The sequence below is a fragment of the Sulfitobacter sp. GN1-4 genome (assembly GCF_055693825.1).
Genome location: NZ_JBVFUQ010000003.1, coordinates 3,079,520 through 3,102,878 on the forward strand (window position 1 = coordinate 3,079,520; position 23,359 = coordinate 3,102,878).

General features: G+C 60.6%; 20 protein-coding genes and 1 pseudogene. 14 read left to right on the top strand and 7 right to left on the bottom strand.

The window, feature by feature from the left end; genetic code table 11:
- Positions 1–233 precede the first annotated feature (233 nt).
- The 3 genes from ACZ1HM_RS15750 to ACZ1HM_RS15760 are packed head-to-tail and all read right to left on the bottom strand — an operon-like array spanning position 234 to position 3,090.
- Entirely contained in the window at positions 234–1,235 is a 1,002-nt protein-coding gene (locus tag ACZ1HM_RS15750) for a YcjF family protein (RefSeq protein WP_472743613.1), read from the bottom strand.
- Positions 1,235–1,675: a GNAT family N-acetyltransferase gene (locus ACZ1HM_RS15755; RefSeq protein ID WP_472743614.1), complete on the bottom strand. Its 441-nt coding sequence runs from the start codon at positions 1,673–1,675 to the stop codon at positions 1,235–1,237. Before ACZ1HM_RS15755 ends, ACZ1HM_RS15750 begins: the two co-directional genes overlap by 1 nt.
- On the bottom strand, positions 1,675–3,090 hold the full coding sequence (locus ACZ1HM_RS15760; protein WP_472744641.1) for a YcjX family GTP-binding protein: 1,416 nt from the start codon (positions 3,088–3,090) through the stop codon (positions 1,675–1,677). The genes ACZ1HM_RS15755 and ACZ1HM_RS15760 overlap by 1 nt, the downstream gene beginning before the upstream one ends.
- Before the next feature lie 90 nt (positions 3,091–3,180).
- Here ACZ1HM_RS15760 and truA point away from each other — a divergent pair, with 90 nt between their 5' ends.
- Positions 3,181–3,948 (top strand): tRNA pseudouridine(38-40) synthase TruA, encoded by a 768-nt coding sequence (gene truA / locus ACZ1HM_RS15765; RefSeq protein WP_472743615.1) that lies wholly within the window; start codon positions 3,181–3,183, stop codon positions 3,946–3,948.
- A gap of 19 nt (positions 3,949–3,967) precedes the next feature.
- Here truA and gndA read toward each other — a convergent pair whose 3' ends face one another.
- Positions 3,968–5,386 (bottom strand): NADP-dependent phosphogluconate dehydrogenase, encoded by a 1,419-nt coding sequence (gene gndA, locus ACZ1HM_RS15770; protein WP_472743616.1) that lies wholly within the window; start codon positions 5,384–5,386, stop codon positions 3,968–3,970.
- A gap of 193 nt (positions 5,387–5,579) precedes the next feature.
- On the opposite strand from gndA, the gene ACZ1HM_RS15775 reads away from it, so the two are divergent.
- Entirely contained in the window at positions 5,580–6,038 is a 459-nt protein-coding gene (locus ACZ1HM_RS15775) for an NUDIX hydrolase (protein WP_472743617.1), read from the top strand.
- A 98-nt stretch (positions 6,039–6,136) separates the two neighbouring features.
- On the opposite strand, the gene ACZ1HM_RS15780 is transcribed toward ACZ1HM_RS15775, so the two are convergent.
- The 3 genes from ACZ1HM_RS15780 to ACZ1HM_RS15790 all read right to left on the bottom strand — a co-directional run bounded on the left by ACZ1HM_RS15780 (position 6,137) and on the right by ACZ1HM_RS15790 (position 9,340).
- Positions 6,137–7,159, bottom strand: a complete 1,023-nt coding sequence (locus tag ACZ1HM_RS15780; RefSeq protein WP_472743618.1) for a 2-dehydropantoate 2-reductase — start codon at positions 7,157–7,159, stop codon at positions 6,137–6,139.
- A gap of 3 nt (positions 7,160–7,162) precedes the next feature.
- Positions 7,163–8,068 (bottom strand): ornithine carbamoyltransferase, encoded by a 906-nt coding sequence (gene argF, locus ACZ1HM_RS15785; protein WP_472743619.1) that lies wholly within the window; start codon positions 8,066–8,068, stop codon positions 7,163–7,165.
- Positions 8,069–8,164: 96 nt separating this feature from the next.
- Complete coding sequence (locus ACZ1HM_RS15790; RefSeq protein ID WP_472743620.1) at positions 8,165–9,340, bottom strand: acetylornithine transaminase; 1,176 nt, start codon at positions 9,338–9,340, stop codon at positions 8,165–8,167.
- A 257-nt stretch (positions 9,341–9,597) separates the two neighbouring features.
- On the opposite strand from ACZ1HM_RS15790, the gene ACZ1HM_RS15795 reads away from it, so the two are divergent.
- The 12 genes and pseudogenes from ACZ1HM_RS15795 to ACZ1HM_RS15850 all read left to right on the top strand — a co-directional run bounded on the left by ACZ1HM_RS15795 (position 9,598) and on the right by ACZ1HM_RS15850 (position 23,109).
- The gene (locus ACZ1HM_RS15795) at positions 9,598–10,500 is read left to right on the top strand and encodes a DMT family transporter (RefSeq protein WP_472743621.1); all 903 of its coding nucleotides are present in this window, start codon (positions 9,598–9,600) and stop codon (positions 10,498–10,500) included.
- A gap of 99 nt (positions 10,501–10,599) precedes the next feature.
- A complete protein-coding gene (locus ACZ1HM_RS15800) occupies positions 10,600–11,175 on the top strand; it encodes a GcrA family cell cycle regulator (protein ID WP_472743622.1) in 576 nt (191 codons plus the stop codon).
- Between the two features lie 208 nt (positions 11,176–11,383).
- On the top strand, positions 11,384–13,000 hold the full coding sequence (locus tag ACZ1HM_RS15805) for a thiamine pyrophosphate-binding protein (protein ID WP_472743623.1): 1,617 nt from the start codon (positions 11,384–11,386) through the stop codon (positions 12,998–13,000).
- A complete protein-coding gene (locus ACZ1HM_RS15810) occupies positions 12,987–14,195 on the top strand; it encodes a CaiB/BaiF CoA transferase family protein (protein ID WP_472743624.1) in 1,209 nt (402 codons plus the stop codon). The genes ACZ1HM_RS15805 and ACZ1HM_RS15810 overlap by 14 nt, the downstream gene beginning before the upstream one ends.
- Positions 14,196–14,371: 176 nt before the next feature.
- Complete coding sequence (locus ACZ1HM_RS15815; protein ID WP_472743625.1) at positions 14,372–15,721, top strand: tetratricopeptide repeat protein; 1,350 nt, start codon at positions 14,372–14,374, stop codon at positions 15,719–15,721.
- 22 nt (positions 15,722–15,743) lie between these two features.
- The gene (locus tag ACZ1HM_RS15820; protein WP_472743626.1) at positions 15,744–16,985 is read left to right on the top strand and encodes an OpgC family protein; all 1,242 of its coding nucleotides are present in this window, start codon (positions 15,744–15,746) and stop codon (positions 16,983–16,985) included.
- Positions 16,982–18,511 (top strand): OpgD/OpgG family glucan biosynthesis protein, encoded by a 1,530-nt coding sequence (locus tag ACZ1HM_RS15825; RefSeq protein WP_472743627.1) that lies wholly within the window; start codon positions 16,982–16,984, stop codon positions 18,509–18,511. The genes ACZ1HM_RS15820 and ACZ1HM_RS15825 overlap by 4 nt, the downstream gene beginning before the upstream one ends.
- On the top strand, positions 18,508–19,005 hold the full coding sequence (locus ACZ1HM_RS15830; protein WP_472743628.1) for a hypothetical protein: 498 nt from the start codon (positions 18,508–18,510) through the stop codon (positions 19,003–19,005). The genes ACZ1HM_RS15825 and ACZ1HM_RS15830 overlap by 4 nt, the downstream gene beginning before the upstream one ends.
- Positions 19,002–20,369: a glucans biosynthesis glucosyltransferase MdoH gene (gene mdoH / locus ACZ1HM_RS15835; protein WP_472743629.1), complete on the top strand. Its 1,368-nt coding sequence runs from the start codon at positions 19,002–19,004 to the stop codon at positions 20,367–20,369. The genes ACZ1HM_RS15830 and mdoH overlap by 4 nt, the downstream gene beginning before the upstream one ends.
- A gap of 180 nt (positions 20,370–20,549) precedes the next feature.
- A complete protein-coding gene (locus ACZ1HM_RS15840) occupies positions 20,550–21,341 on the top strand; it encodes a crotonase/enoyl-CoA hydratase family protein (RefSeq protein WP_472743630.1) in 792 nt (263 codons plus the stop codon).
- Positions 21,342–21,970: pseudogene (locus ACZ1HM_RS15845) on the top strand (sugar phosphate isomerase/epimerase family protein); the annotation flags it as partial. It abuts the gene before it with no gap.
- Positions 21,967–23,109, top strand: coding sequence for a Gfo/Idh/MocA family protein (locus ACZ1HM_RS15850; RefSeq protein WP_472743631.1), 1,143 nt, complete (start codon positions 21,967–21,969; stop codon positions 23,107–23,109). The pseudogene ACZ1HM_RS15845 and the gene ACZ1HM_RS15850, both read left to right, overlap by 4 nt.
- Positions 23,110–23,359 lie beyond the last annotated feature (250 nt).

The following is a 23,359-nucleotide window of genomic DNA, read 5'->3' on the forward strand; positions in this document are numbered from 1 at the left end:
GCGGCTCAAACACCTTGGCCCGGCGTCTCATCTGGTCAGAGCGCCGGGGAAATAATTCGAATAATGATGCTGTAAAAGGCCATCATGCTCGGGCTTATAGGCCCTGCTCCGGCCACTCACAAGACCCTGGCCCCGTCTCTTTTGGACCAACGCCCCTTGCCACAACAACGGATCACCCGCCGCCCGGATTTGCCCAGCGCCATGGCCACAGATCATGCGCAGGCGCAGACCGATCACTCTCCTTTGGAGAATAATCCGGTTAGCGCGTTCTTCACGATGCCGCGCACCTTGGGCTGCGCGCCCTCCTGAAAGGGCAGCGGCCGGCAAACCTCCATCGCAGCCACACCCACGCGAGCCGTCAGCGCACCGTTTACCAGCCCTTCGCCAAAGCGACGACTGAGCTTGCCGATGATCGTCCCGCCCAAAACCGGCTCAAGCAGATCATCGCCCACCGCCACGGCCCCGGTGGCCACCATGTGGCTGAGAACCGCACGGGTCAGCCGCCAAGAGCCCAGAAACCCGGAACGCCCGCCATAAACCTCAGCAATCCGCCGGATCATCCGAAGATTGGCCGTGAGCGCCGCCACCACATCCGCAAGCGCCAGTGGCACCAACGCCGTGACGGTTGCAACCTGCCGGGCGGCGGCCTCAATCTCGCGCTGCGCGGCGCCATCGAGCGGTGCAAGCACCTCTTGCTCCACCAGCCCCAAGAGCCCGCTGGCGTCCAATTGATCCCCCCGCAACTCCGCCAACCGGTCCCGTCCCCACCGCGTTTCCTCGCGGGCGCGGTAAAGTTTAACGACCCGGTCCGTGACAGTCCGCGCGGCGGCCAGATCTTCTTGCGCGCGTGCCTCACCTGCGGCGTGGCGCAGATCATCCAGCCGTGCCAGACGGCCAAAGGCGGCAAGCTCTCGCAGGCCCAACAGCAGCACAACCACCAGGAACACGGCAATCAGCACCGTCATCGCCCACCCCAACAGCGGATAACGCGACAGCAAATCCAAAACGAAATTCCACGCCGCAAGGGAGACCACAGCCCCGATCAACGTGAACAAAAGCCACCAGAACAGTTTTCCCAGCATTGAGGGTTTGCGCGCAGCCAGCGTGGCCACCACCTGCATCGCCTGCCCCTTTGGCGGTGCCATAACCAAATCGGGGACGGGCGGCGCATCAGCCACCTGCGGGCGCGGTGCCTCTGCGTCCTCCAGATCAAACAGAACCGGGCCTTTGGCCATCAGTCACGCTCCCTTTGCCAAAGAAACTGTATGTCGGGCAGCTTTTCATCGTTGCGCTCACCATCGCTGCGCGCCACTTCGCGAAACCCATGTTTGTGGTAAAAACGATGCGCGCGCGTGTTTTCCTGAAACGTCCACAACGACAGCTGGTCATGACGTTCTTTGATGTGAGACAGCAAAGCGGAGCCAACCCCCTGCCCTTGCGCGCCACTGGCGACATAGAGCGCGTCCAACGATCCTGCGTCATTCGCCGCAAAGCCCAACACCGCGCCATCCGTTTCGGCCACCGTGACCCAGCCGCGCGCAATGAGCGCTGCCGCATGGGCAACATCTTCGGCCCGCGTATGAAGGCGCGGCATCCATGCCGTGTCACCGATAAAACCTGACAGGATGGCCCCAACGGCCCCTGCGTCCAAATCCCTAGCCGCGCGTATGTGCATCACAGCCGGTCCCCGATCAAAAACTCCGCCGCCCGGTCCAACCGGATGTGGGGCGGCCCGTCGCCGGGTTTTAGCGACAAGGGCGCAGGCGCAAAACGCATGACTTGGTAATCCTGATCCAACCACCCGGTTGCCCCCGCACGCGCAGGGCTGAGCAAATGCGCGGGGTCTTCGGGCAAATCACCTGGATAGAACGCCGCTTCTTTGCCACTCTCCAGCAATGTGCCCCGCACCACGTTTAGCGGTGTCCCCTCATGCTGCATCACGTCTTCCGTGGTGGCCCGCAGCGACGCGATGGCCATGGCCGAGGTGGCCGCGCCTGCAAACTGCGCCCGGTCACGGGCATCGCGGGTAAGGGCTTGCATGATAGCTGTCAGCTTGCTGTGCTGCGTATGATGCAGATGATCTGCCTTGGTGGCCGCGAACAGGATTTTTTCCACGCGTTTGCTGCCCAAAAGACCCCAAAGGAATGAATTCTGTCCGGGCCTGAACGCGGTGAGCGTATCGCTCATGGCGCGCCGCAAATCTTCTACCGCCTGCGGCCCTTGATGGATCGCACCCAAGGTATCGACCAACACCACTTGCCGGTCGATGCGGGCAAAGTGATCGCGAAAGAACGGTTTTACGACCCGGTCCTTATACGCCTCATACCGGCGTTCCATTTCCCGCAACAGCGTGCCGCGCTTGGATTTCTCAGTCACCGGCACAGGTGCAAAGGTCAGCACAGGAGAGCCTGCCAAATCGCCCGGCAACAGGAACCGCCCAGGCGTGCAATCGGAAAACCCCGCCGCGCGGGCCTCGGTCAAATAAGCTGCAAAGGTTTTGGCCAACGACTGTGCCACGCTCTCATCCAATGCGGCATGCACATCAACCCCGCGCAGAAGGCCCATAAAGCTTTCCGCCGCGTCGCGCGTTTCTATCCGCGCTAGTGTTTCAGCCGCCCAAACTTCATAGGGTTTGTCCAACAGGGCCAGGTCCAACAGCCATTCGCCCGGATAATCCACGATATCCAGATGCACCGTGCGCGGCCCCTGAAACCCCGACAGCAGCCCATTGGGCCGCACCTTTAGCGACAGCCGCAGTTCCGAGATGGCGCGCGTGCTGTCCGGCCAAACCGGTTGCGCAGACGTCAGCGCGCCAAGATGCGTCTCATATTCAAATCGCGGCATCGTGTCATCGGGCTGAGGCTGCAGGAACGCGGCCTCAATCCGCCCTTCACTGGCAGCCAAAAGTCCCGGCATCCGCCCCCGGTCAAGCAGATTGGCCACCAGAGAGGTGATGAAAACCGTTTTGCCCGACCGGGCAAGGCCCGTCACGCCAAGACGGATCACAGGCTCAAAAAAGGTTTCAGACACAGTGTCTTGCACTGCTTCCACCTGACGCCAAATGCCATCGGCAATATTCGAGATGACCAATCTTGCGCCCACCTGTCTTCGTTCCTGTCACAACATAGGGAGCGTCTGGAGGGATTGCCAGATGGGGGTGCAGCCGCTAAGGCGCGGCCCATGCCTCGTTATGCGTTAAAAGTCGAATACCACGGAGGTCCTTTCGTAGGCTGGCAGCGCCAGACCGATCTGCCGTCGGTACAAGGTGCCATCGAAGCCGCGCTGGCCAAGCTGGAGCCACGCGCGCATACGATCGCCGCTGCGGGCCGGACAGATGCAGGCGTTCACGCCCTGGCGCAGGTGGCGCATTGCGACATGGCTCAAGACTGGGATCCTTTCAGGCTTTCGGAGGCGCTGAATTATCATCTCAAACCACAACCCGTTGCCATCGTGGCCTCTGCAGCCGTGGCAGAGGATTTCCACGCGCGCTTTTCGGCGTTGGAACGCCGCTACCACTTTCGCATCCTCAGCCGCAGGTCGCCTGCCACGCACGCGCAGGGGCTTGTCTGGCAAATCAAACATACGCTGGATGTAGACGCGATGCAGAAGGGTGCAGATGCGCTGATCGGGCGGCATGACTTTACAACCTTCCGCTCCACGATCTGCCAGGCCGACAGCCCTGTGAAAACCCTTGACCACCTCAGCGTTCAGCAGGTCGAGGTGCCAAACGGCACCGAATACCACTTCGACGTGCGCGCCAGATCGTTTTTGCACAATCAAGTGCGCAGTTTTGTCGGCACGCTAGAGCGTGTGGGCACAGGGTCCTGGACACCTGACGACGTTAAGACGGCGCTCAAGGCCCAAGATCGCGCGGCCTGCGGCCCGGTTTGCCCACCGCAAGGGCTGTATCTGGCAGGTGTGGCCTATCCAGACGATCCCTTTGGCTAACGCTTTGGAAACTGTGGCTCTAAATCTGGGGCCAATCTGCATGATGCTTGCCATCCGCATCGACGCGCTGAAACCCATGAGCCCCAAAGAAATCCCGTTGCGCCTGGATCACATTCGCTGATCCGCGTCCCCGGCGCATGCTGTCATACCACGCCAATGCCGCAGAAAGCGCAGGAACCGGCAGGCCCAGTGAGACAGCAGCCGCAACGGTGCGGCGCAGGCCAGGCACAGCGCTCGCCAATCTGTCGCGCATCGCTGGCGCAAGGATGAGATGCCCGCCGGGCAGCTCCCCCCGAAAGGCATCGGCGAAATCATCCAAAAGCGCTGAGCGGATGATGCAGCCTGCGCGCCAAATCTCAGATATGCGGGCCAGATCAAGGTTCCACTCAAACGTCTCTGATGCGACAGACAGCACCCGAAACCCCTGTGCATGTGCCAGGATGCGGCCCGCCAACATGGCGTTCTGCAAATCCGCATCAGACGGCACTTCGCCCTCCAACGCCGCCGCACTCAGCACCCCTTCTGCCATGACGCGGACCTCTTTTTCAGAAGACCACCCCCGCGCCCCCACGGCCGCCTCAATGGCGCTGGCGGATTGGCCCATCTTCAGCGCTTCGATCACGGTCCAGCGCCCGGTGCCCTTTTGACCCGCCTGATCCAGGATCACATCCACCATCGGTTGACCCGTTTGGCTGTCCTCAGTCTGCAAAGCGGCTGCTGAAATCTCGATCAGGTAAGAGCTTAGCGGCCCCTCCTGCCAGCTTTCAAAGACGGCCCCGATGGCGGGTGCTGTGCGCCCCCCACCATCGCGCATCACCCCGTAAAGCTCTGCAATCATTTGCATATCGGCGTATTCAATGCCGTTATGAACCGTCTTCACAAAATGCCCGGCACCGTCAGGGCCAAGATGGTCCACACATGGCGCATCTTCAAAACGCGCAGCAATTGCTTCGACCATAGGGCGCAGGGCATTCCAGGAATGCGCCGTACCGCCCACCATCATGGAAGGACCATGCCGCGCCCCTTCGGCACCGCCCGACACCCCCATACCAACGAAATGAAGCCCCGTGCCCGCCATTGCCTCTGACCGGCGGCGGGTGGCGTTAAAATCGGCGTTGCCGCCATCAATGATCGTGTCGCCCTCTTCGAGGTAGGGTGTGATGGCCTCAATCATCGCGTCCATCGGCGCACCTGAGGGGATCATGAACAAAATGCTTCTTGGACGCGCAATCGCTTGCACAAAATCCTTGAGATCAGCCTGGCCGATGATGCTGCCCGCCAGCTCCCCGGCTTCGGCGATAAAGGTGTCGATCCAGTCGCTTTCGCGGTTGGACACGGCAACGCGAAACCCTTTCTCAGCAAAGTTCAATGCCAGGGCCGAACCCATCGTGCCCAATCCGTAAACGCCAATGTCGGCTGCTGCCTTTTGTGCGGTCATACGCCCCCCTGTTTGAGACCAGACTGGGCACAGAACACATCGAATACAAGAGGGCCTTTGGCCTGCTTGCAGCCATGGACACTCCGCACACACAACCCAGAAGGGCAATCCAAAAGGCCGCTCCCTTGAAAATAACGCGGCTGTCGTCTAAGTTATTCACATAATAACAATAAATTTCGAGTGGTACTAACACATGGTTGATGTCTTTCGACGCACCTGGGCAGATTTGATCCTTCCTTTCTTCCATGGCCGCCGTCACCTTCAAGTTGCCGCGCTGTGTTACCAAGACACAGAAGCGGGCAAGCGCGTTCTGTTGATCACCAGCCGGGGCACCGGCCGCTGGATCGTGCCCAAAGGTTGGCCGATTGAGGGCAAGGATGGTGCTGGATCAGCCTTGCAAGAAGCCTGGGAAGAAGCAGGCGTCAGCAAGGCGGATGTGGTGGCAACACCCATCGGCAGCTACGGCTATGACAAGGGGTTGGGCGACGGCAAAAGCATCCCGATCCACACCGAAGTTTACCTTGCTAAGGTCACGGCGATGAAGAAAAACTATCCCGAAGTTGACCAACGCGAACGCGCCTGGTTCACCCCTGAAGAAGCCGCTGATCTGGTGGATGAGCCTGAATTGAGCGATATCTTTCGCGCGCTGTAAGGCAAGCGGTTCCCTCCCTTAGGGCCGTTGGCAAAAGGCCTGACAGGCCCCAGAGCCGCCACGAAATACTCCATTCAAACCAAATGGATGACAGCGTTTCAGCCTTTTGCGCGCAATTCATCCCGCAGCGCGCGCGGGGTGAGATGCGGCAGGCCTTCGCCCGCCAGCTCTGCGGTTTTCACAACATCCGCCACCATGCTGTTGATCGGTGCAGGACGGCCCAACACCATCCCCTGGCGCACGATTTCACCTTGCAGCACATCAATCTCGGTGGGGCGTCCCGCCATCAGATCATATGACATAGAGGTCCGCGCCTGCGGGTCGATTTGCAGCATGGCGTTGGCCACTTTCAGAAACAGAAAATTCGGCAACCGCAGGATCCAAGGGATCGTTGCAACGGACACGGGCGTCGTGGACGTTGGTGATATGCCCGCGGCCCGCAGAATGCCAAGCGCTTCGGCCCATTGATCCGCCATCAGCCGTCGCCACTGCCTGTCGCGCAGTTGCTGTTGTAGGGGCAAGCCGCTGAGGGCGTTCAGGGCATTGTTGAGGTTCAACAGGAACTTGCCCCATTGGACGTTCTCAATCTCGCGGCTTTCAGAGCAGGCCAACCCTGGCACAGCGATCTGCGCGGCCAGCCCACCGGGTCCGGCCTCTATCACCGTGTCGCCTTCGACCGCGCGGTGATAACAGCCTTGCCCCATGGGCACGACGTTGTAGGGCACCATGCCTGCCCGCACATCCCGGGCTGGCAGGACGCTGCGTAGCATAGGCGCGCTGGACAGGCCGTTTTGCAGACTGATCACCGGCACCTTTTGGGGCGCATGCTTATCAATCAGGCGGCCTATTTCGGCGGTGTCCCGTGCTTTGACCGTCACCAGGATCAGATCGGCCTCCGCCAGCACAGCCGCATCTTCACGGAGGCCCATCTGGTCAGGGTCAACGCGGTGCGCCATGCCATCGAAATCCGTCAGGGTCAGCCCATGGGCCCGGATCTCAGCCGCCACACGGGGACGGACCAGCAGTGTCACCCTGCGCCCCGCCTGAGCCAGCATCCCACCGACAAAACAGCCGATCGCACCGGCACCAGCAATCACGATATGAGGCTGATCGCGCTGCATGAATTATCGTTCCAGGCAATACCGCATAATGGCCTTTTGCGCGTGCAGACGGTTTTCCGCCTCATCAAAGATCACAGAGTTTGGCCCGTCCATAACGGCGCTGGTCGCTTCATCTTCGCGGTGCGCGGGCAGACAATGCATGAAAAGCGCATCGTCTTTGGCCTTGGCCATCAAGGCCTCATTGACCTGATAGCCCCTGAGCTGGTTATGCCGCCGCTCGCGCGCCGATTGCGGATCATGCATCGACACCCAGGTGTCGGTCACAACCAGGTCTGCACCCTGAACGGCCAGATTGGGGTCGCGTTCGATGCTATAGAGGCCATCAAGTGCAGGCTCCGGATCCAGCGGCGGCGGGCCGGTGAAGGTGAGGTCAAAGTCAAACTGCTTGGCCGCATGGGCGAAGCTGGCAAAGACGTTGTTGCCATCGCCCGACCAGACCACCTTGCGGCCCTTGATCGGGCCTGCGTGTTCCTCAAAGGTCATGACATCGGCCATGATCTGACAAGGGTGCGTGCGGTTGGTCAGCCCGTTGATCACGGGCACAGAAGCGTATTCCGCCATTTCCAGCAGGGTCTGTTCTTCGAAGGTGCGGATCATGATCAGATCCACATAACGGCTGAGAACGCGGGCGGTATCGGCGATGGTCTCACCGTGGCCCAGCTGCATATCAGCCCCCGACAGCACCATGGTCTGTCCACCCATCTGTCGCACGCCCACGTCAAAGCTAACCCGGGTGCGGGTGGATGGCTTTTCAAAGATCAACGCGACCATGTGGTCTTTGAGCGGTTGATCTTCGTCCAGCGCCCCTTTGGGACGGCCCGCGCGGTTTTGCTTCATCGTGATGGCACTGTCGATGATGTCGCGCAGATCATTTTGGGGCGTGGTATGAATATCTAAAAAATGTTTCATGGCTTTGCTTTGCTGTTCCGGCACCGGCGCCGCCCAATTGGCAGGCGTTTGCGCGTGCGGCACCGGGGTGATGAGTTATAGAGGAAAGATGAAGCCTCAGGACGTAGCCAGCTGAGACGCGGCGGCGTCCAGTCGGTCTGTGGCTTGGGCGATTTCCTCATCCGTGATGGTCAAGGGCGGCAGCAGGCGCACCACGTTGTCGGCGGCGGGCACGGTGATGACCTCCTGGTCATAGCCTGCGGCGACCAGGTCACCTGGCGCGATCTTGCATTTCAGCCCGAGCATGAGACCCGATCCACGCACGCTTTCAAACACATCCGGGTGTGCGGCAACCAGGCCCTCCAGCTTTTGGCGCAGCAGGCTGGCCTTTCGGTTGACCTCCGCCAAAAAGGCGTCATCAGCCACGATGTCCAGCACCGCGTTGCCGACGGCACAGCCCAGAGGATTGCCGCCATAAGTAGAGCCATGGGTGCCCAGCGTCATGCCAAGAGCGGCCCTTTCCGTGGCCAGCACGGCCCCCAGCGGGAAGCCGCCGCCGATGCCTTTGGCGACCATCATGATATCCGGGCTGATCCCGGCCCACTCATGGGCGAAAAGCTTGCCGGTGCGGCCCACGCCGCATTGCACCTCATCCAAGATCAACAAGATGCCGTGATCATCGCAGAGATCGCGCAGGCCTTTCAGGCATTGATCGGGAACCGGGCGGATACCGCCCTCTCCCTGCACGGGTTCAATGAGGATGGCGCAGGTTTTGTCCGTGATCGCCGCGTTGAGCGCCTCATGATCGCCAAAGGGCAGATGCACAAATCCCGGCAGCAAGGGGCCAAAGCCCTTGGTCATTTTTTCAGATCCTGCGGCGGCGATTCCTGCAGAAGACCGACCGTGAAAAGAGCCATCGAAGGTGATGATCTCAACCCGCTCAGGCTGATCCTGATCGTAGAAGTATTTTCGCGCCATTTTCACAGCCAGCTCGCAGCTTTCGGTGCCTGAGTTGGTGAAGAACACCGTATCGGCAAAGCTGTTATCAACCAATTTATCCGCCAACGCCTGTTGCTGTGGGATTTGATAGAGGTTGGAGGTGTGCCAAAGCGCGCCCGCCTGGGCCGTCAGCGCTTCCACCAGCTTGGGGTGGGCATGGCCCAGCGCGTTCACCGCAATGCCTGCGCCTAAGTCCAGAAAACGTCGCCCGTCAGCCTCAGTCAGCCAGGAACCAGCACCTGAGACAAAGCTCAAAGGTGCCCGGGAATAGGTCGGCAGAACGGAAGAGATCATTGGATCATCCTTATTTTGGGCCGCTAAAGGCGCAAATGGCCATGGGCGGCACGTCTGGTCAAGTGGGTTTGGAGATGGTGCACTGCACCGGGATCTGACCTGGCGCATGCAGGTCACGCAAGAAGGTTCACCCTTGGCGTCGTCGCAACGTGGTATGTGTCAACGTGATCATGGGTCCGCTGATAGGGGCAAAATCCGCGCTTGCCTAGCCCCTTTGTGCCCTTGCAGCGGGGCGTGGATGGGCGCATAGCGGGCCCATGTATCAGGCCAAAGCTCAGAACAACGCGCTTGCCGCGGGATTGATCGGATCGGCCACGGCGTTCATCGCGGCAACCACTCTGATGGCCAAGGCGCTGGGATCGGAAGCTTATGGCCCTGCGTTGCATCCCCTGCAGATCAGCCACGGACGTTTTTTGTTTGCCTTTTGCGCCATTGCAACCGCCGTCGCGATCATGCGCCCCAAGCTGACGCGACCCAACTGGGGGCTGCACCTGGGCCGGACCAGCTTTGGCTGGGCGGGTGTCACGCTGATGTTTGCCTCTGTGGCATATATCCCGCTGGCGGATGCAACGGCGATTTCCTTTCTCAACCCCGTGTTTGCGATGATCCTGGCCATTCCCTTGCTGGGTGAAAAGGTGGGACGCGTCCGGTGGTCCGCGGCTGTGTTGGCGTTTTCGGGGGCATTGATCCTGCTGCGGCCAACACCAGAGAGCTTTCAGCCCGCAGCGTTGCTGGCGCTGGGGGCGGCGCTGATCATGGGGATGGAACTGATTTTCATCAAAAAACTCGCAGGTCGGGAAAACCCTATTCAGATCTTATTTTACAACAATGCCTTGGGTCTGCTGATCGCAAGCCTTGCGGTGCTGCCCGTTTGGCAGATGCCCACGCCTGCGCAATGGGGTCTGTTGGCGGGCCTGGGGCTTTGCATGGCAACAGCACAGGCGTTTTTCGTCAATGGCATGGCCCGGGCCGACGCGAGCTTTGTGGCCCCATTCAGCTATGGCACGTTGATCTTTGCAGCCCTTTATGACGGGCTTTTCTACGGCGTGCAGCCCGATACCATCACCTGGTTGGGGGCTAGCATCATCGTGGCAGGGGCCGCCCTGCTGGCGTTTCGCGAGGCGCGGCTGAAAGCACCGCCCGCTACCACGTCAGACTGACGCTTCCTCCCTTGCGGTCAGGCGTGAGAAGTTTAGTATAGGACGGTGTGCGAGATAAGGCGGCCCTGGTGGCCGCTTTTTAATCAAGAAAGACCAACGATGTCCTGGACCGAAGACCGCGTAGAAACACTGAAGCGTATGTGGGGCGAAGGCCAATCGGCCAGCCAGATTGCCAAGGAATTGGGCGGCGTGACCCGCAACGCGGTGATTGGCAAGGTACATCGCCTTGGTCTGTCCAACCGTGCGACAAGCGGATCGTCAGCAAAATCTGATGCCAAGCCCAAGGCCAAACCGGCCCCCAAGGCAGAGGCAAAGCCCAAAGCTGCACCCAAGGCAGAACCTGTTGAGATGAAGACAGAAGCGGCAGCGCCGCCCAAGTCCACCCTGCCTGCGCGCAAGCAGATCATCCCAGCCGGACAGCCTTTACCGCCGCAGCCTTCTGCGAATGAGATTTCGCCTGAGGCTTTGGCCAAGGTGAATGAGGTTGAGAAGAAGGCCAAGAAAATTACACTGATGGAACTGACCGAGCGGACGTGCAAATGGCCCGTGGGTGATCCAGCAACCGAGGATTTTTGGTTTTGCGGCCTGCCTGTTCAACAGGGCAAACCCTATTGTGAGGCGCATGTAGGCGTGGCGTTCCAGCCGATGTCTTCGCGGCGCGATCGGCGGCGGTGAAACAAACTCTTTAAAGAGTTTGAGCCGGCCTTTTGCAAAAGGCCAGCGCAAGGCAGCAATCCTTTGCGAGACCCAAATTGCTGAAAGTAATTTGCGCGGCGTTTTTCACAACGCCGCCCCCCTTGCAACAAACCCAACACAACAGTGAGTTGCCTCTGCCCCCTGCCCATGTTTCAACCCCCTCGTACCCCCTGCGAAAGGTTGCTTCATGTCCGATACCATCCGTGCTGCTGACGCTTTGGCCCGCCGACTTTACGCAGCAGGATGTCGAACGGCGTTCGGCATGCCAGGGGGCGAGGTTCTGACCCTCATCGACGCGCTGGAAAAGGCGGGCATTCAGTTCATCCTGGCTAAACACGAAAACGCAGCTGGTTTTATCGCCGAAGGCGTTCATCACCGTGATCTGGCACCGGCGATTTTGGTGGGCACCATCGGCCCCGGCACGCTCAATGGCGTGAACACCGTCGCCAATGCTTTGCAAGACCAGGTTCCGCTGATCGTGCTGGCAGGCTGCATGGACGCCGGAGAGACGCAGACCTACACGCATCAGGTTGTCGATCAGCAGGCCGTCTTTCGCCCGATCACCAAGGCAAGCTTTACCCTGACCGCCGATGCAGCACACGTGATCGCCGACAAGGCCGTGGCAATCGCAACGGAAGGCCGATGGGGCCCTGTGCACATTGATGTCCCTATCGCCGTCGCAAACACAGCTGTCACCGCCATGGCACCCCCGCCGCGTGCGGCGGCAAGCACGACCGCCCCTTTCGGTGCGGATCTGGCCACGGCACGCGATTGGCTCGCCTCTGCCCGCCGCCCCGTGATGATTGTGGGCGTGGACGCAATGAACCAACAGGCTGAGGACGCTGTGACCCGTTTTGCCGCACACCACAACGTCCCAGTGATCACCAGTTACAAGGCCAAGGGGGTCTTTCCCGAAGATCACGCGTTATCTTTGGGCGGCGCGGGGCTCTCCCCCTTGGCGGACAAAACCCTGGTGCCTTTTGTGCAAAGCGCTGATCTGATCCTCTGCGTGGGATACGACCCGATTGAGATGCGCCCAGGCTGGCGCGACGTCTGGCATCCCGGCACGCAGAACGTGATCGACATCACCGCCGCCCCAAACCACCATTATATGCACCAATCCACGCTGAACTTTGTCACAGACTGCGCCGCGACGCTTGCCGCGCTGAGCGATGGGCTCACCCCACAAGACACCTGGCCCGAGGGGGAGATCGCAGCCGCACAGACCGCACTGGCCCACTCCTTTCCCACCACTGAAGACTGGGGGCCTGCGGCCATTATCGACACCTGCAGACAGGTCTTGCCACGGGGCAGCCTGGCCTCAGCCGACAGCGGTGCGCATCGCATTTTGCTGAGCCAAATGTGGGAATGCCACGCGCCGCGCGAATTGATGCAATCCTCGGCCCTTTGCACCATGGGCTGCGCGGTGCCGATGGCGATGGGGGCCAAGCTGGCCGCCCCCGAACGCACAGTGGTGTCTTTCTCAGGGGACGCAGGGTTTTTGATGGTCGCAGGAGAGTTGGCAACAGCGGCTGAGCTAAAAATCGCGCCGATTTTTGTGGTCTTTGTGGATGCCTCTCTTGCCCTGATTGAGAAAAAGCAACGCGAACGCCAGCTGACCAACGCAGGCGTGGATTTCCTTGAGCATGACTATGCCGCGATGGGGCGCGCTTTTGGTGGCAACGGCGTTACCGTGCGCGACCGCGATGCCTTGGCAGGCGCGCTGCAAGACGCCATGCAGGCCAATGCCTTCACCGTGATCGCAGCCGTGATCGAACGAGGGGCCTATGATGGCCGCATCTAAGGGCGCGTTGGACGGGCTTTTTGTCCTTGATCTGTCGCGCATTCTTGCCGGGCCCACATGCACACAGCTTTTGGGGGATTTGGGGGCCACCGTTATCAAGGTGGAAAACCCCAAAACCGGGGGGGATGACACGCGCGGATGGGGGCCGGACTATGCGTTGGACGCGGGCGGAAACCCCACGGACCTGTCGGCCTATTTCATGTCGGCCAATCGCAACAAACGTTCCCTCAGCGTTGATATCGCCACCGACGAAGGCCAGCGTATCTTGCGCCATCTGGCCGCCCGTGCAGACATCGTGATTGAGAATTTCAAACCGGGTGGGCTGAAGAAATACGGGCTGGATCATGCAACGCTCTGTGCCGCGCACCCCGCGCTTGTCTATTGTTCCATTTCTGGATTTGGACAAACCGGCCCCAACCGCGATCAGCCCGGTTATGACATCATGGCACAGGGGTTTGGCGGCGTTATGTCGATCACGGGCGCGCCAGATGGTGCCCCGATGAAGGTGGGCGTGGGCATCGCTGACGTGATGTGCGGGATGTATGCCACCATCGGCATCCTGGCCGCCCTGCGGCACCGCGACCAAACCGGCGAAGGTCAACATATCGATCTGGCTTTGGTGGACGCGTCGATGGCCTGGCTTGTCAATCAAGGCACAAACTACCTGACCTCTGGCACCCAACCTGCACGGCATGGCAACGCGCACCCCAACATCGTGCCCTATGATGCTTTTGCCACGCGCGATGGGCATTTCATTCTGGCGGTTGGCAATGACGCACAATTTGCGCGTTTTGCAGATGTGATCGGGCGGCCTGATCTGAGTGCGGATGCGCGATTTGTCACAAACCAAGGGCGGTTGGAGAATAGGGAAACCCTAACAGATATCCTCCGCCCTGTGATTGCGACCTTTGCCAAGGCAGAGCTGCTGGACAAGCTGCAGGCGGTCAAAGTGCCCTGCGGCCCCATCAACACCATCGAGGAGGCGCTGACCTCTGATCAGGCCCGAGCGCGCGGTGCGGTGATAGAGATAGAGCAGAGGACCGCCGGGGAAGGCAGTCTGCGTCTGTTGGGCAATCCGCTCAAATTCTCAGCCACCCCCATCAGGTACGATCGTGCACCGCCCCGCTTTGGCCAGGACACCCAAGAGGTGCTTGAAACATGGGGACCAAAGCCTGAAACATCGGGCAAAAGTTAACGCTTAATTGATCTGAAGTGCGCAAATTTCCGCGCAGAATCGGCAGCTTCTGACACAAATGCTCACGAAAGCGGCGCGCCCCTTCACGTTGGCGTGTGGCATGTGCCTTTGTCGTTCTGTGACGCTGCGAAACCGCGTAGCTGTGGAGTGAGTAAGCGTGATCCGTGAGGCCTTTAATGAAAACTGATATCTGCAACGCACCAGTGAACCTGGCAAAGTCTGAGACCGTAGAAAGCTGGAACAGCATGATCCGAGCCTTCTTGGCCCACGGCACTGCAACGCCGCAACACTTGGGCGCTGTGCTGGAAGCTGAACCGGGGTTTGCCATGGGTCACGCGGCACGCGGGCTATTTTCGTTGATGATGGGCCGGGCTGAGATGTGGCAGGTCGCCGAAGACGCGCGCACCGCAGCCCATACCGCTGCAGGTCAGGCCCATCTTTCAGGGCGCGAGCAAGGCTGGGTCAAAGCGCTGGATCAATGGCTGTCGGACAGCCCGACCGGTGCCGTAGCGGCCCTGGAACAGGTGTTGGACGCCCACCCAGAAGACACGCTTTCCGCTAAGGCCAGCCATGCCATCCGGTTCATTCTGGGCGATGCCAAAGGCATGCGTGCCTCGATTGAGCGCGTGCTGCCTGCCCATGGCCCCGATCATCCGCTGCGCGGTTATCTGATGGGCTGCTATGCCTTTTGTCTGGAAGAAACCGGCGAATATGAACTGGCTGAATTGGCGGGGCGCGCGGGTCTGACGCTGGTGCGCGATGACGCCTGGGGGCTGCACGCGGTGGCCCATGTCCACGACATGCGGTCTGAACCCACGGCAGGCATCACGCTGATTGAGGATCACAAAGCGGCCTGGGACGGCTCCAACAACTTTCGCTACCATGTCTGGTGGCACAAGGCGCTGTTGCACCTGGACCGGGGCGAAGCGGATGTGGCGCTTGACCTTTATGACAGCCAAATCCGCGCTGACAAAACCGACGATTACCGTGACATCGCCAATGCCACCTCTTTGCTGATGCGGCTGGAGCTAGAGGATTATGACGTGGGCGACCGCTGGAATGAGCTGGGCGCGCTTGCCGAAAACCGCATTGACGATGGCTGTGTGGTCTTTGCCGATCTGCACTATCAACTGGCGCTGGCGGGGGCCGCCAAAGGGGCCGCGGCGCAGGAGATGACCGCCCGTTTCGCCCGCGATGCCGCCCAAACCGGCGACATGGCTGACCGCGTGGCCGATCCCGGCGTTGCCGCACTGGCAGGCCTGAATGCCTTCGCCGAAGGCCGCTATTCTGAGGCCTTCGCGGATCTCACAGCCGCCCGCCCCAAGATGCAAACCATCGGCGGCAGCCACGCCCAGCGCGATGTTTTTGAACGGATGACCATTGACGCTGGCCTGCGCGCGGGCCATTTCGACGCAGCTGAAACAGTTCTGATGGAACGCCTGGCCCTGCGGGCGGGCAAGGAAGATCGTTTTGCCGCCACAAGGTTCGAACAAATCTCACGCGCCCGGCGCATCCCCGCGCAATAAACCCGCGGATACCGGTGCTGACATGACATTCGCTGACGCAACTGCCGCTCCATCGCCCGCCGTGGCCGCCGCACAGGCGGCACCGCGCGTGCGGGATTTGCGGTTGGACTTCTTTCGCGGCCTTGCGATGTTCATCATCCTTTTTGCCCATACGCCTGGCAATAAATTCACGCTCTGGATCCCCGCTCGCTGGGGGTTCTCTGATGCGACAGAGATCTTTGTATTCTGCTCTGGCATGGCCTCGGCCATCGCCTTTGGCGGGGCTTTTGCCCGCGCGGGCTGGCTTTTGGGCACAGCGCGCATTCTGTTCCGGGTCTGGCAGGTCTATTGGGCGCATGTTGGGCTCTTCTTTGCCACGCTGGCGCTTTGCGTGTTCCTGACGGATCTGCAGATCACGGGCCGCAATTACTGGGGTCAGCTGAACCTCTGGATGATCTTTGTCGAAAGCGACAAATGGGACAATTCCAACATGCTGCTCAGCTTCATGACATTGCGCTGGGTGCCGAATTATTTCGACATTCTGCCAATGTATATGATTGTCCTGCTGATGATGCCCATTGTCATGTGGCTTGCACGCATTGACCTGCGGCTGGTCGCTGGTTTTGTCATTGGCGTCTGGATCATGGGGCAAACCGCGCTGTTGGATCAGTTCGGCCTGGGCCATCTGCACTTTGAATTCCCGGCAGAGCCTTGGACCGACCGCACCTGGTTCTTCAACCCCTTCGGCTGGCAGCTGATCTTTTTCACCGGCTTCGCCTTTATGCGGGGCTGGTTGCCCAAACCCCCAGTGAGCGTGGTGCTCATGGCCATCGCCATTGTACTGGTGCTGGCGAATGTCCCCTTGTCCAGCATCGGGGTGCGTGAATTTGGCTTTGAATGGGCCCGCGACTGGCGCGCCGACTACCGCCCGCTGATTGACAAGTCCGACTTTGGCATCCTGCGCTACGTCCAGTTCCTGGCGCTGGCCTATATCGCTTGGGTGCTGGCGGGCGACAAAGGCGGCAATTTGCTGCCCTCAGGTGCTGGCGCGCTGTCGCGCGGCTGGGAACGCGCGTTGGCGGTGATCCTGAAGGTCGGCCAGCAAAGCCTTGCGGTCTTTGTGGTTTCCATGTTCACCGCACGGTTCCTCGGCTTTTTGATGGATGTATACGGCCGCGATTGGGGGACAACGATTGTGATCAACCTCTTTGGCTGCGCCGTGCTGGTCGCGGTGGCCTACGGGGCGGGCTGGTTCAAATCACAGCCCTGGCGGGTCAAGCCATGATCCGCCGCGATGTGCTAAAATCGCTCGCGGCCCTTGCCGCGGTGCCCACGGCGGTGCTGGCCGAAGAGCCAGGGCTGACCCTGAGCGATGAGGCCACGCCTTTCACGGATGAGACCGTTCTCAACCGTGCCCGCGCACTGGCAGCAAACCCCTATGCCCCCCGCCCGCTCATCCCCGAAAGTTGGCGTGATCTAAGCTACGACGAATACCGCAAGATTTGGTTCGACAGTCGCAATGCGCTTTGGGAAGGGTCAGACACCCCGCAAAGGGTTGATGTCTTTCCGCCAGGGCTCTATTTCCCGCAGCCCGTGGAAATCAACGTGGTCGAGGGCGCAACCGCGCGCCCGCTGGCCTTTGACATGGCCGTCTTTGACACCACCGACAAATTCCCCAAAGTCGAGATTGACAGCACGCTGGGCTATTCCGGTCTACGGCTGCGGGCCGAGTTGGAAAAGCCAGGTATCTTTCAGGAATACGCGGTCTTTCAGGGCGCCAGCTATTTCCGGGGCATTGGCACCGGCGAAATCTATGGCCTCTCGGCGCGGGGCCTTGCGCTCAAGACCGGCGATCCGATGGGCGAAGAATTCCCCGATTTCACCGCCTTTTGGCTGGAGACACCCAAGGTAGGCAGCAACAAGGTTGTGCTGCACGCCCTGCTCGACAGCCCCTCTTGCACCGGAGCCTACCGGTTTGAGATCACCCACGGCCCCGTGCTGGAAATGCAGGTGTCTGCCACGCTTTTCGCGCGGGTTGAGATGACCCATGTGGGCATCGCGCCGCTGACGTCGATGTTCCTCTTTGATGACACGATGCGCCAGCGGTTCTCTGATTTCCGCCCGGCAGTTCATGACAGTGACGGCTTGCTGATACACAACGGCGCGGGCGAGGTGATCTGGCGGCCTCTGGCCAATCCCACCACCCTGCAAATCAGCGCCTTTTCAGACAACAACCCGCGCGGGTTTGGCCTGTGCCAGCGCAAGCGTAACTTCTCTGATTTCAACGACCTGGAGGCGCTTTATCATAACCGCCCCGCCGTCTGGATCACTCCGGGCGAAGATTGGGGGCGGGGCTCTGTTACCCTGGTCGAAATCCCTGCGGATCTTGAGATCTATGACAACATCGTCAGCTATTGGCGCCCCTCTGATGCGATCCCGGCGGGCGGCTCACATCAGATGAGCTATACGCTCCATTGGGGTGCAGACCCGGTCGCCGCCACTGCCGACGTCCCTGTCAAAGTGCTCAACACCGCGATGGGCGGCAGGCCAGAGGGCGGCCAGATCATCGCGATTGACTTTGCAGATGGCCCAAACGTGCCCGAGGACCTGAGCGAGATTGAGATCCTTGTTCGCTCGTCGAAAGGCAGCGTCACTCCAGGTATCGTGCAGCGCAACCCGGAAACCGGCGGTCCCCGCCTGGCCTTCACCTTCATGGATGAGGGCGAACGCTATGCCGAGTTTCGCGCGCAGCTGCGTCTGGGCGGCGAGGCTTTGAGCGAGGTCTGGCTTTATCGGTGGACCGCCACATGATGCATCAGCCATCCTCCTCCATGCCACCGCGCACGCCCTTGAAAATGGAGCCGCAGGATTTTGCGATGGCCCCTGCCCGCCGCCCTGCAGAAACTGGGCGGTCTAAACCGACGTTCTGGCGGCTTGGTGTCTTTGGCCCCGCGCTGATTGGCACTGCGCTGTTGATGTATGGCATCTATGGCTGGCTTTCGGGTGCCGGCATGACCTGGCTTGAATGGGTCTTGCTCAGCATGATCGGTGCCACCTTCGTGTGGATCACCCTGTCGGTCAGCACTGTGGGTGTCGCAATCGCGGGGCTGCTGGCCCGGCAAAAGGCGCAAAGCCGTGCCCCCGAAACCGTTGACCCGCTCGACGTGGCTTTGCTTGTCCCCATCTACAACGAAGTGCCTTGGGATGTCTTTGGCAACGCAGCCGCAATGCTGGAGGATCTTGAGGGCGCCCCGGCCCGCATCGCTATACCCTTTTCGTTCTGTCCGACACGACAGACGACGTGATTGCGGCACAGGAATGGGCCGCGTTCAAACGCCTGCAGGCGGTGGCCCCGTTTCCGGTTCACTACCGTCGCCGGGCACAGAACACAGACAAAAAGGTTGGCAACCTGGTCGATTGGATCACCGGGTGGGGTGCCAGGTACGAGGCCATGTTGGTCCTGGATGCAGACAGCCTGATGTCGGGACGCGCGATTGAGCGCTTGGCCTCTGAGCTTTCCGCGGATGCTGATGCGGGGCTAATCCAGAGCTTTCCCATGCTGATCGGGGCGCAGACGCTTTTTGCCCGGCTCCAGCAGTTCTCCAACATCGCTTACGGCTGGCTTTTGGCCGAAGGCCTTGCGCTTTGGTCCCGTAGTGAAGGCAACTATTGGGGTCACAACGCGATCATCCGCACACGTGCCTTCGCAGAAAGCGCAGGCCTGCCGCATTTAACAGCGCGGGGCCGCGATGATCTGATCCTCAGCCACGATTTCGTCGAGGCAGGGCTTTTGCGGCGCGCAGGCTGGCGCGTGCGGTTCCTGCCCCGCGTTGCGGGCAGCTTCGAAGAAACACCCGGCACGCTCATCGACTACACGCTTAGGGACCGCCGCTGGTGTCGGGGCAATCTGCAACACCTGCGTCTGCTGGGCACCAAGGGGTTTCACCCTGTCTCACGCTTTCACCTCTTTCATGGCGCAATGGCTTATCTGCTGTCACCCGCCTGGTTTGCTTTGCTGATCATCTGGTCGCTCTTGGGCAAAGACGCTGAAACAAACGTGATCCGCTATTTTAATGAGGCAAACCCCCTCTTCCCCGATTGGCCCCCCGCCATGAGCCATATCGACAGCGCGGTGTTCCTGGTGATCATGTACGCGATGCTGTTGACGCCAAAACTCGCCAGTGCGTTGATCATCGCCGCCACCCCTGCGGCAACACAGGTCTTTGGTGGGCGGCGCGCCTTTCTGGTCTCTGTTTTGACCGAAGTGCTGCTCTCGATCGCCTATGCCCCGATCATGATGATCCAACAGACCAAGGCGGTGGCCTTTGCCCTCTTCACCCGGACAGAACCCCGGGCCCCGCAACGGCGCGATGTGCAGCGCTATGGGGGGCTGACACTGCTGAAATTCCACTGGATGGAAACAGCTCTGGGGCTCTTGATCGGTGCAGGGCTTCTCTTTGGTCTTGTGTCCTTGTGGCTGCTTCCCATCGCAGCCAGCCTGTTGCTTGCCGTGCCGCTTTCTGCGCTGTCGGCGTGGAACGTGACGGCCCATGCGCCCAAGGCGATGGCCAGCCCCAACACCCTGCGCGAACCCGCCATCGTGCGCCGGGCCAAGGCCGCGCGGGCCAAAGTGAAATCTCAGCTGATCCAGAACGTTCCTGCCGAGTGATCCGGCCGCCAGAGCGTGATTTGAGGTAAGGGTGCCACCGCGCCTCTATCCTGCGGGCTTTCCCCAAGGACTCCCTAACCCTTGACCCTGTGTCAGACTTCCCCTGTCGCGGCGGAGCTTAAAAAGGCATCCTCCGATGGCATCGAAATCTAACATGCAACCGCAGGAGAAGGGGCAGACATGACAGTGCGCATCGAAAAAGAAGGTCACGTGTGGACCATCATCCATTCGCGCCCAGAGGCACGAAACGCGATGGACCCCGAACATGCCACGGCGCTCTTTGACGCGTTCAGCGCCTTTGATCAGGATGACAGCGCGCGCGTGGCCGTGTTTTGGGGCGAAGGGGGTGCGTTTTGCGCGGGCTGGGATTTGAAACACGCAGCCAGCCTTTCAGGAGCTGACGCGCTTGGGATTTATGACTTTCCAACGTCCGGCGCACCCCCGATAGCGCCTATGGGGCCAAGCCGGTTGGAGCTGTCAAAACCTGTGATCGCCGCCATCGCAGGGCCTGCCGTGGCGGGCGGCATGGAACTGGCGCTCTGGTGCGATATCCGGGTGATGGAGGAAACCGCGTTCATGGGGGTCTACTGCCGCCGTTGGGGTATTCCGCTGATCGACGGCGGCACTGTACGCCTGCCCCGGCTGGTAGGCGAAGGCCGGGCCATGGATCTTATCCTGACGGGACGCCGTGTTGACGCAGAAGAAGCCTTGCGCATCGGTTTGTGCGAATACGTCGTGCCCGAAGGGAACGCCCGCACGCGGGCCGAAGCGCTAGCCCAGGACATCTGCCGCTTCCCACAAAGCTGTCTGCGCGCAGATCGCGCCTCAGCCCGGGCCCAGCATGGGCTGCCCCTACAGGACGCCTTGCGGCAGGAATGGCAGGGCAGCAGCAAAGAGGTCACCACAGGTGTCGAAGGGGCTGCACGTTTTGCAGGGGGCAAGGGCCGGGGCGGAGACTTCAGCGATCTTTGATCTGGCGCGTTGGCCTGGCCCTATATCTATCCTTGGCCACAACAGCCCGCTGGCCTGGTTGAGACCGCGTTTGATGAGCTTGCGGCCGGTTAGCACCCCATCCTGGATCACGCAGAAGAAACGGCGTGGACATCTGTTATAAGATCCACTCTGGCGAAGACCTGCATGGCGGTATCAGCAATGAAATGTTTCTGGAGCAGGTCGATACACACCCCCGCGCCCGAATGATCTATGACCACAGCAACTATGTGCTGCAGGCGTTGGATTACCTCGCCAATCTCGACATCTATCACGAACGCGTCGGTATGTTTCATGTAAAAGATGCTGAGTTCCGGCCCAAGGGGCAGCAATGTGTCTACGGCGGCTACCCATCCTGCGTCGACCGCGCGGGCGGCTTTCGGTCTTTGGGCGATGGTTATGTGGATTTTGGTGCCGTTTTCTCAAAGCTGGCGCAATATGATATTGACGGCTGGGCCGTTGTGGAATGGGAGTGCGCCATGAAACATGCCGGGGACGGCGCGCGGGAAGGGTCAGAATTTGTAAACCGGCACATGATCCGCGTGACGCGCCATGCGTTTGATGATTTTGCAAGCGCCGAGGCGAAACGGAAAAGGTTGGGGCTGTCATGAGCGGCAAGTTAAAACTGGGCCAAGTGGGCGGGGGCGAAGGTGCTTTCATCGGAGAAGTCCACCGCATCGCCAGCCGCCTTGATGATCGTTTTTCATTGGTGGCCGGTGCGTTTTCCTCCACCGCGGCCAAGTCTGAGGCGTCGGCCAAAGCCTTGGGCGTAGACACCGATCGCGCCTATGGAGATTTCCGCCTGATGGCAGAGCGCGAGGCCGCGCGCCCGGACGGGATTGATGCGGTCTCCATCGTGACGCCCAACCACATGCATTATCCAGTGGCACGCGAGTTTTTGCGCCGGGGCATCCATGTCATCTGTGACAAGCCCCTGACCTCAGATCTGGAAGACGCCCGCCGCCTTGCAGCAATTGCCAAAACCGCCTGGGAAGAGAACCGCACACGGTTTTTCGTCACCTACAACTACAGCGCCTACCCGATGATCCGGCAGGCCCGCCAGATGGTTGCAAAAGGGGATCTGGGCGCGATCCGGGTCATTCAGGTGGAATATGCCCAAGGATGGTTGGCCAGCCCGGTCGAGCAGCGGGGGCTAAAGCAGGCGGAATGGCGCACGGACCCAAAACGGTCCGGCGGGGGCGGCTCTATCGGCGACATTGGCACCCATGCCTTCCATCTGGCGGGCTACGTCAGCGGTTTGCAGGCCACTGCCCTTAGCGCAGATTTGCACAGCTTCGGGGCAGGCCGCATGCTGGATGACAACGCCCACATTCTGCTGCGCTATCCCGACGGCGCGCGCGGCGCGCTTTGGTGCTCGCAAGTTGCGGTGGGCGAAGAAAATGGACTGCGGCTGAGGATCTATGGCGAAAAAGGCGGGCTGACCTGGTCGCAGGAAAACCCCAATGCGCTGCACTATGCCCCGCTGGGGCAGCCTGCCCAAAGGCTCACCCGAAATGGCGATGGATTTCAGCCTGGGCCGCTGGTCAAAGCGCGCCTGCCCTCTGGCCATCCCGAAGGCTATCTTGAAGGCTTTGGCGCGCTCTACCAAGACATTGCCGATTGTTTGTTATCGCCCGATACCGCAGCGCCGCCGCATATCCCCGGCATAGCGGATGGTGTGCGCGGTATGGAATTTATCGACGCGGCACTGCGCTCCAGCCAAGCAGACGGGCAGTGGGTGGGCCTTTAACGCGGGCCATTGTGGGATGCAGCACAGGAGTTTGGACACTCGCCCGCGGGCCAGTCCCCTGTCGCAACACTCTTGATTTGCGGACCGCTTTCAGACTAAAGGAACGTCAGGGATAGGCGATGGCGTCGCCACTTACCCACTGAGGTAGGAATATCCCCAACCACCCATCCTGAACGCCGGGATCTTGCTTTGCCGCTTTGCGGGGAGGACAAGTGCATCCGAGCGATATGGGCACTCCTCATCCAAGCTA